The organism is Aeromonas sp. Y293-4 (assembly GCF_027705905.1).
Taxonomy (GTDB): domain Bacteria; phylum Pseudomonadota; class Gammaproteobacteria; order Enterobacterales; family Aeromonadaceae; genus Aeromonas; species Aeromonas veronii.
On record NZ_JAPDCI010000042.1, the window covers coordinates 1 to 6,544 of the forward strand.

Below are 6,544 nucleotides of genomic sequence, written 5' to 3' on the forward strand. Positions count from 1 at the left end.
TTGGGCATCGACATTGCCCTGCTCGGCGGCTTTTCGATACCACGCCACCGCTTGCTTGTTGTCCTGTGCCACCCCACGGCCTTTGTCGTACATCAACCCGAGGTTGTACTGGGCGCCGGCATCGCCCTGCTCGGCGGCCTTGCGGGTCCAAGCCACCGCCTGCTTGTAGTCCTGCGCCACCCCCATGCCATACTTGTACAGTACCCCCAGCAAACCTTGCGCACCGACATTGCCCTGCTCGGCGGCCTTGCGGGTCCAAGCCACCGCTTGCTTGTAGTCCTGTGCCACCCCGAAGCCATTCGCGTACATTGCCCCGAGCAGGGATTGGGCATCGACATTGCCCTGCTCGGCCGCTTTCTGCACTTCGGAAATGGGGGCATTTTCCCAGTCATTAGCCTGCAGGGTGGAGCCCCAACAAGCCACGACGACCAGCAGTGCCAAAATCTCTTTTTTCATCTCTTTTCTACCGATCTATAGATTCTGCCTCGCATTGTATCGCGGGGCACCAGAGGTTTGTCTCGGGGATCTCAAAATAGAACAGGATCGACCAGAAACACGCCGCACCTAATCGCTTTGAGGATCTTTAATATCGGCGTGGATTTAAACAAAAAACCTAAGCACGAACATAGCGTCCCGAAAGAAGCTAAAAACAAACGTTCGTAAAAGTAAAAGGCCCCCATAAAGGGAGCCTCTGCCAGGAAGAACCTGGGGCAGGTCACACTTACGCGGGGCTGGCCCGACCTATGAGGCTGTGGGATGCGCTTCACTAAGAAGCCCTGAAACCATCCATATATTGATCGTAACTAGTGATTGCTTGCACTGCATGGAAAATTGCAGTGCAAGCAAGATCCATGATCAAAAGTTGGCAAAAAAAAGACTGCGCCTAACGCCTTTTATGTTCAATTGCCGACTTCACATAGCAAAACGGCCACTCCGTCAGGATGTGGCCGCCTGTATCGCGTTTTGCGGGCATTCCGCCCCCTGACCAAGGCGTTCACCGCCTGAAAGTTTGCAACGGATTCTAGGGTGTTTGAGGGGCCTTTTCGGCACGTTCTGGTTTCGGCATGTTTTTGCATCCAGTGGCCCGTTTCTATGTCTTGTCTCGTACATCGAGGCGGACCCGATCAGATAAGCTGGCTCAATGGGGGGAAGCGGGGCCAGATCCCCCCCATTGCCAATCAAATTTAGCCTTTGACCAATCAAAATTTACTTTTTGATTTCCCGCTGCAGGCTGACCAACAACATTGCACCGTTAGCACAACCCTCGATGCCCTCACCCGATCCCCGCGTGGCACTGACAGCACGCTTTTCGCTGTCAGTGTCGCACGGGGACACCAAGCGCAGCGCGGTAGGCCCATGCCTCCCATGGCCACGGCGGTGAGGGTTCCCCCTCACCGGCTGGGGATGCCCAGCGCCCCGCTTTTCCCCCTGGGAAAAGGCGCCCCCCAGGGGCGCGGACACGGCAAAGGGCGGCACGACCGCCCAATGCCGTGTTGTGGGCTTATGCCCACGCTATGTACGACTCATAAATTCGCCGCTACATAGCGTGAGCATTGGCCTGTAGCGATTTCACGCACATTTTTACAAACGTATGCCTTACGCACACATTTTCGCGTTATGCTGACGTGGCAAATGAGACCGTCACACTCCAACGTGACCCTGATACACCGGATACAGGTAACCGATCCGAGGCCAGCCCAATCAGGCAGCGCACTGAACCTCAACAGCGAAATTGAGAGACCCCCAGGGTTCTGACGGGAACAGCTAAATCCCAGTGTCTTACCCGCACACCATCGGGTTACGTGAAATGAGGCGAGATCGGTCCGAGCCCTCCACACGCAAACAGGAGAACAGGGGCGAATCGGCAGGGAAACCCGCCGCAGCTTTCGAGTCATCGAGGCTGAACGTTCTTACAATCTTGTGTGGAGAACCGATGACTTTTGACCCCCACGCCGAGCTGGCCACCTTGCGCCAGCACACCGCCCTGATCCGCAAGCCCCGCTATGCCCGCTCCCGCCTCGATCGCCACCGCGCCGAATTGCTCGCCCTGCGCCATGCCGGCGCGACCGTGGCCGAACTGCAGCGCTGGTTGCGCGCCCACCGGATCAACGTGGTGCACAGCACCGTGGCCCGCTGGCTGACCCGACAGGCCGGCCACTGATGGCCACCTTCCGCGCACCGGCGGCCCAGGCCGCCTACATCATGAAAGCCCTGCAGGGCCATCACCTGCGCTCCGTAGGCACCGTGCGCAACTACGAGCAGGGGTTGACCAGGGTAGCCGAGTGGACGCAGCGAGAACGCCTCCCAGGCGGTCTACGTGCGATGACCCCCGAGCTGGCTATCCGCTACCTGGAGCAGCGCGGGCAGGAGGTCGGCCAGAAGGCTCTGGACATGGAGCGTCAGGCCATGCAGGCGATGATGCAGCATGTCACCGGCCAACTTGCGCACGGTGCACGGATACCGGTCATCAAAAGCGAGCAGGCCCAGGTACTGACGGCACGCGCCTACACAGCCCCCCAGGTGGCGCTGATCGCCGCCGCCCAGACGCCCCGCCACGGACTGGCAACCGAACTGGCCTATGCCGCTGGCTTGCGGGCTCACGAGCTGCTGACCCTGCGCCGAGGCGAGGAGCGGGCCGCCGATCCCCGCCCCGCGCTCGCCAGCAAATGGCAGGGCCGTAACGGGGTCATTTACACCGTCCACGGCAAGGGCGGGCTGGTGCGCGAGGTGCTGCTACCCCACGCCCTGGCCGAGCGGCTGGAAGCCGTGCGCCTCGATGCCCCCCTGGCGATCACCGATCGCGGGATCCACTACCAGTCCCACTACGACATCGGCGGCGGCCAACGCTGGAGCAACAGCGTCTCCGCCGCCAGCGAGCGGGCGCTGGGCTGGTCTACCGGTGCCCACGGCCTGCGCCATAGCTACGCCCAGGAACGCATGGCCGAACTGCAGGCCAGCTTGAGCAGAGACGCCGCGCTGACCACCGTCAGCCAGGAGATGGGCCACTTTCGGCCCGAGATCACGGAGACCTACCTACGATGAGACTGTTTTTGCTGGCAGTCAGCCTGGCGGCATTGGTGGCGCTGTGGTGGTTCCTCGATGACCTGCTGGCCATGCGGGCATGGGTCGTGATGCACCGCGGCGCAGAGCCGGAGATCACCCGCGGCTGGCCGGCCGTGATAGCCGCCTGGCCCGTTGCGCTTGCCGGCGTGCTGCTGGGCGGATCCGGCGTCTTCGCCACGCTGGGCTGGCTGATGGTGCAGGCAGAAGATCACGACCATCAGCGCCACCTCAAGCATCTACAGCAACGCCTCGATGAGGCCGAACAGCAGGCCGCGAACGCAGAGCAGGAGGCCCGCACCGCCTTGCAAACAGAGCGCGATCAGGTGCAGCTGCTGCGGGCGAAAGCCCTGGAGGCGATCAGGCAGGCCGAGGGGCTACGGCAACAGGCCCTCAGTGACCAGGCGACCGCCCGCGAATGGGTGGCCCAGGCAAACACCGAACGAGACAACGCGAACCGGCGAGCGAACAACGCCAGCGCCGCCTTTGCGCGTAAAGCCAAGCAAGCTAAAAGCAGAGCCCTGCAGATAGGTGACAATCAGGACTAGCGACCTGCTACCAAGAGGCATAGAATCAAATTGCGGTTTTGATTTCTCAGGATGGAGATTTGATGGAAGAGCTGCAAGCTAAATGGACGTTTGACCAGGGCGGATTGGCCAAAGCGGTGATCGTGCCGACCCCCATGGGCCAAGGCTACCACCTACATCTGGTCAAGTTCGGCCGCAACAGCGAGACCGCCGTGCTGGAGAGGCAGCGAGGAGGCTGGCGGGTGTTCAAGACCATCGATGCGGCTGCCAACACCGCGAACAGCATAGGGTTCAAGCGGATAGAGATAGACCTCAGCAGCCGCTAAAGCACTCTCGGAGATCCCGAAGAAAGAAGAACGCCCCTTGCGGGGCGCTGTTATCTGATAAGGCTTTGTTTGGATCATGATTGCGCGGTGTTGGAGAGATAGCGGCTAACACTTGCCGAACCGATCCCTAAATCCTCGGCAATATCGCGATTGCTGTACCCCAAAGCCTTAAGCCGTTGCACCTCAGGCAGCAGCTCAGAGCGTGTCTTGCCGCTGTTGCTGGGCCTTCCACCGCCCTTGGATACCTTGCCACCAATGCGCCCGCCCTTAGCCCCTCGATGTGCCTGCACCTGGCTAAACCCAGCGGGGGTAAATCGGTTCCATACCCAACGGGCGATGCTCTTGGCCGTGGCCTTGATCTCCGACACGGGAAGCGGGCCGCCCTGCTCCCGTCCAAACGCATTGGCGCTATCACAAGCAGCCCTTACCGCCTCGGCCCAAGCCTCGTACCCGTTAGGTCGCCAGTACGCTCTAACGGCGCTGTAAGCCCATTCACGCACGTTATCGAACACCGTAACGTTACGCCCCAGGCCGCCAACCTCTTTGCGATTGCGACGGTCATAGGCCGCTAAATCCTCATCGGGGCAGAACTCCGCGAGGTAGTCGAGGGAATAAGGCGCATGGTTGTGCCAGACCGTCCACCAATCGCGATGTACGGGATTTTTGGTGATCAGGCCAACATACCCCATATCAGCGTCCAGCTTTTTAGCCAAAACGTGTTCTATGGCCGCCAAATAGCGCAGCGGCTTTAGCCTTGCGGCACTGGTGCGAGCCACGGGCGCGGCTAACAGGTAGCCAAGGTGGTAATTGCCATTCTCGGGATTGATGGCGATCCAATGCGGCGCAGGCAAGCCACGATCTCGCCACTCTTGATACCCCTCTCGCCGTTGCTCATAGGGCTTCCTGTCCACATCAAACACAATGCAGGAGACATGCGGAGGCGGATTGTGCTGGACATGGCGATAGGCCAGCGCGGTCGCCTGCGGGCGGATAAGGAGCCCCTGCGCCGGATCATCAGTGCAGTAGGGACGGTGTGGGAGACGTTCAATAAAAGCAGCAGCGTGAAGCGCTGATTTTACCATCGGACACCGCGCTTATTGGCGGCTCTGGGTTGTTTGATGTGATCCATGTGGTATTCTTGTTCCTGTGATTAAGTCACGGCCCCGAACTCTCTAAGCCATCCGCCAAGATTGAACTTAGAGATTCGGGGTTTGTCTTTTCTGGGCAATACGTTACCGCACTCCCCACCTATCAGCAACGTCACCTATTCGAGCCGCGAACCTGCGTCCAGATATACCTGCTCACGCTCTCGTTTCCCTACCGCGACCACAAACACCACCACCCGATTATCTTGCACCTGGTACACCAACCGGTATCCGGCACCACGCAATTTGACCTTGTAGCAATCCGGCAGCCCATGCAGGCGGTTGGCCTCATTTCTTGGCCGTTCCAGCACCTCTACCAGCTTCTTCTTGAACTGCTGGCGCACGGTATCGCCCAGTTTCTTCCACTCCCGCCAAGCACGGGGATCAAACTCAAGCTCAAAGGTCATCCAGCGACACCTTGATCCCTTTTTGGGGGCTGGCCAACCGCTCCCGAACGAGCGCAAGAAGCGCCTCTTCGTCCTCTGTCACGACGGTAGTCCGAAACGGTAACCGCTCCTGAGCAGCAACGTACTCCAGCGTTTGCCGCAGCAACTCTGAAGGCGTCACCCCCAACCGATCCAGCACCGCATAAGAACGGGCTTTTAGATCATCATCGATGCGCAAATTGATCGTTCCCATCACTGACCTCACCATTTACAACGAACGTAATTACAAATGTAATGCCATTTAACGTTTGTAGCAATGCATCACCGTTGTCGTGGTGCGACATCGAAACCGGCCGCATCGACCTCGAAGCGGCGCACACCGATGTCCTGCAGATAAGCCTGCAGGGTATCGAGCTTGCGAAAGATCCGTAGCTGCTTGCTGCGCTGGGCGGCGAGGGCGCGTTCGGCCAGACCATAGCGCACTAACAGGGACCAGCCGCCGGGTTGGCCGACGGCGACCACGACACGGACGGCACCGGCCGCGACCAGTTGCACCAGGGTGGGATGGGTGATGGTTTCCATGGGTCATTTCCGAAGCAAGGGTTAATGCGGTGCAGGATGAGAGATAGCGTGCCGCAAAACAAGCCATGTTGCGGGCTAACGGGCAGCAAAAAGGGCGTCCGATTTAACGTAACGCCCCCTTATACGCACTAGCAGATGGGGTTACTGCTTGGGTTGGTACAGTTCAACATACTGGCCAGCCAGTGCCTGCGCCTCTGCCAATACCGCAGGCGATAAACGCTTGGCGAAAAGGTCACGGTATGTAGCCGCCTCGACATCCCCATTGGCGGCAGACACCGAACTCCAGACGTAAGCTAGCTTGTTATCCTGCACCACACCCACACCGCTGTCGTACGCCATTCCGAGGATACGTTGTGCCTTGGCATCGCCCTGTTCGGCGGCCTTGCGGGTCCAAACTACCGCCTGCTTGTAGTCCTGCGTCACCCCGCTGCCCTTGAAGTACATTCTCCCGAGCAGGAGTTGGGCATCGACATTGCCCTGCTCGGCGGCTTTTCGATACCACGCCACCGCTTGCTTGT

10 protein-coding genes are annotated in these 6,544 nt (G+C 59.7%); 4 read left to right on the forward strand and 6 right to left on the reverse strand.

Going from position 1 to position 6,544, the window contains the following annotated elements:
* The coding region (locus OKC31_RS21175) for a tetratricopeptide repeat protein (protein WP_270657694.1) at window positions 1–456 on the reverse strand (456 nt) is incomplete at its 3' end.
* Window positions 457–1,933: 1,477 nt separating this feature from the next.
* On the opposite strand from OKC31_RS21175, the gene OKC31_RS21180 reads away from it, so the two are divergent.
* The 4 genes from OKC31_RS21180 (at window position 1,934) to OKC31_RS21195 (ending at window position 3,913) form a co-directional block, all read left to right on the forward strand.
* Window positions 1,934–2,161, forward strand: a complete 228-nt coding sequence (locus tag OKC31_RS21180; RefSeq protein WP_128318479.1) for a hypothetical protein — start codon at window positions 1,934–1,936, stop codon at window positions 2,159–2,161.
* 254 nt (window positions 2,162–2,415) lie between these two features.
* The gene (locus OKC31_RS21185; RefSeq protein WP_270657695.1) at window positions 2,416–3,042 is read left to right on the forward strand and encodes a site-specific integrase; all 627 of its coding nucleotides are present in this window, start codon (window positions 2,416–2,418) and stop codon (window positions 3,040–3,042) included.
* The gene (locus OKC31_RS21190; protein WP_128318477.1) at window positions 3,039–3,608 is read left to right on the forward strand and encodes a hypothetical protein; all 570 of its coding nucleotides are present in this window, start codon (window positions 3,039–3,041) and stop codon (window positions 3,606–3,608) included. The genes OKC31_RS21185 and OKC31_RS21190 overlap by 4 nt, the downstream gene beginning before the upstream one ends.
* 62 nt (window positions 3,609–3,670) lie before the next feature.
* Window positions 3,671–3,913, forward strand: coding sequence for a plasmid replication protein RepB (locus tag OKC31_RS21195; protein WP_128318476.1), 243 nt, complete (start codon window positions 3,671–3,673; stop codon window positions 3,911–3,913).
* Window positions 3,914–3,987: 74 nt separating this feature from the next.
* Here the strand turns inward: OKC31_RS21195 and OKC31_RS21200 are convergent, their stop codons facing one another.
* The 5 genes from OKC31_RS21200 to OKC31_RS21220 form a co-directional block, all read right to left on the reverse strand.
* A complete protein-coding gene (locus OKC31_RS21200) occupies window positions 3,988–4,995 on the reverse strand; it encodes a replication initiation protein (RefSeq protein WP_128318475.1) in 1,008 nt (335 codons plus the stop codon).
* Window positions 4,996–5,177: 182 nt separating this feature from the next.
* Window positions 5,178–5,465 carry a type II toxin-antitoxin system RelE family toxin gene (locus OKC31_RS21205; RefSeq protein WP_167568001.1) on the reverse strand — a complete coding sequence of 96 codons (288 nt, stop codon included), beginning with the start codon at window positions 5,463–5,465 and terminating at the stop codon, window positions 5,178–5,180.
* On the reverse strand, window positions 5,455–5,697 hold the full coding sequence (locus OKC31_RS21210) for a type II toxin-antitoxin system RelB/DinJ family antitoxin (protein WP_128318445.1): 243 nt from the start codon (window positions 5,695–5,697) through the stop codon (window positions 5,455–5,457). Before OKC31_RS21210 ends, OKC31_RS21205 begins: the two co-directional genes overlap by 11 nt.
* A 68-nt stretch (window positions 5,698–5,765) precedes the next feature.
* Window positions 5,766–6,026: a hypothetical protein gene (locus OKC31_RS21215; protein ID WP_128318444.1), complete on the reverse strand. Its 261-nt coding sequence runs from the start codon at window positions 6,024–6,026 to the stop codon at window positions 5,766–5,768.
* Between the two features lie 141 nt (window positions 6,027–6,167).
* On the reverse strand, window positions 6,168–6,544 hold a 377-nt coding region (locus OKC31_RS21220), incomplete at its 5' end, for a tetratricopeptide repeat protein (protein WP_270657696.1).

Bases quoted from the DNA above. Each gene is read 5' to 3' on its own strand.
- OKC31_RS21180 (WP_128318479.1), top strand. From the start codon at position 1,934: ATGACTTTTGACCCCCACGCCGAGCTGGCCACCTTGCGCCAGCACACC.
- OKC31_RS21185 (WP_270657695.1), top strand. From the start codon at position 2,416: ATGATGCAGCATGTCACCGGCCAACTTGCGCACGGTGCACGGATACCG.
- OKC31_RS21190 (WP_128318477.1), top strand. From the start codon at position 3,039: ATGAGACTGTTTTTGCTGGCAGTCAGCCTGGCGGCATTGGTGGCGCTG.
- OKC31_RS21195 (WP_128318476.1), top strand. From the start codon at position 3,671: ATGGAAGAGCTGCAAGCTAAATGGACGTTTGACCAGGGCGGATTGGCC.
- OKC31_RS21200 (WP_128318475.1), bottom strand. From the start codon at position 4,995: ATGGTAAAATCAGCGCTTCACGCTGCTGCTTTTATTGAACGTCTCCCA.
- OKC31_RS21205 (WP_167568001.1), bottom strand. From the start codon at position 5,465: ATGACCTTTGAGCTTGAGTTTGATCCCCGTGCTTGGCGGGAGTGGAAG.
- OKC31_RS21210 (WP_128318445.1), bottom strand. From the start codon at position 5,697: ATGGGAACGATCAATTTGCGCATCGATGATGATCTAAAAGCCCGTTCT.
- OKC31_RS21215 (WP_128318444.1), bottom strand. From the start codon at position 6,026: ATGGAAACCATCACCCATCCCACCCTGGTGCAACTGGTCGCGGCCGGT.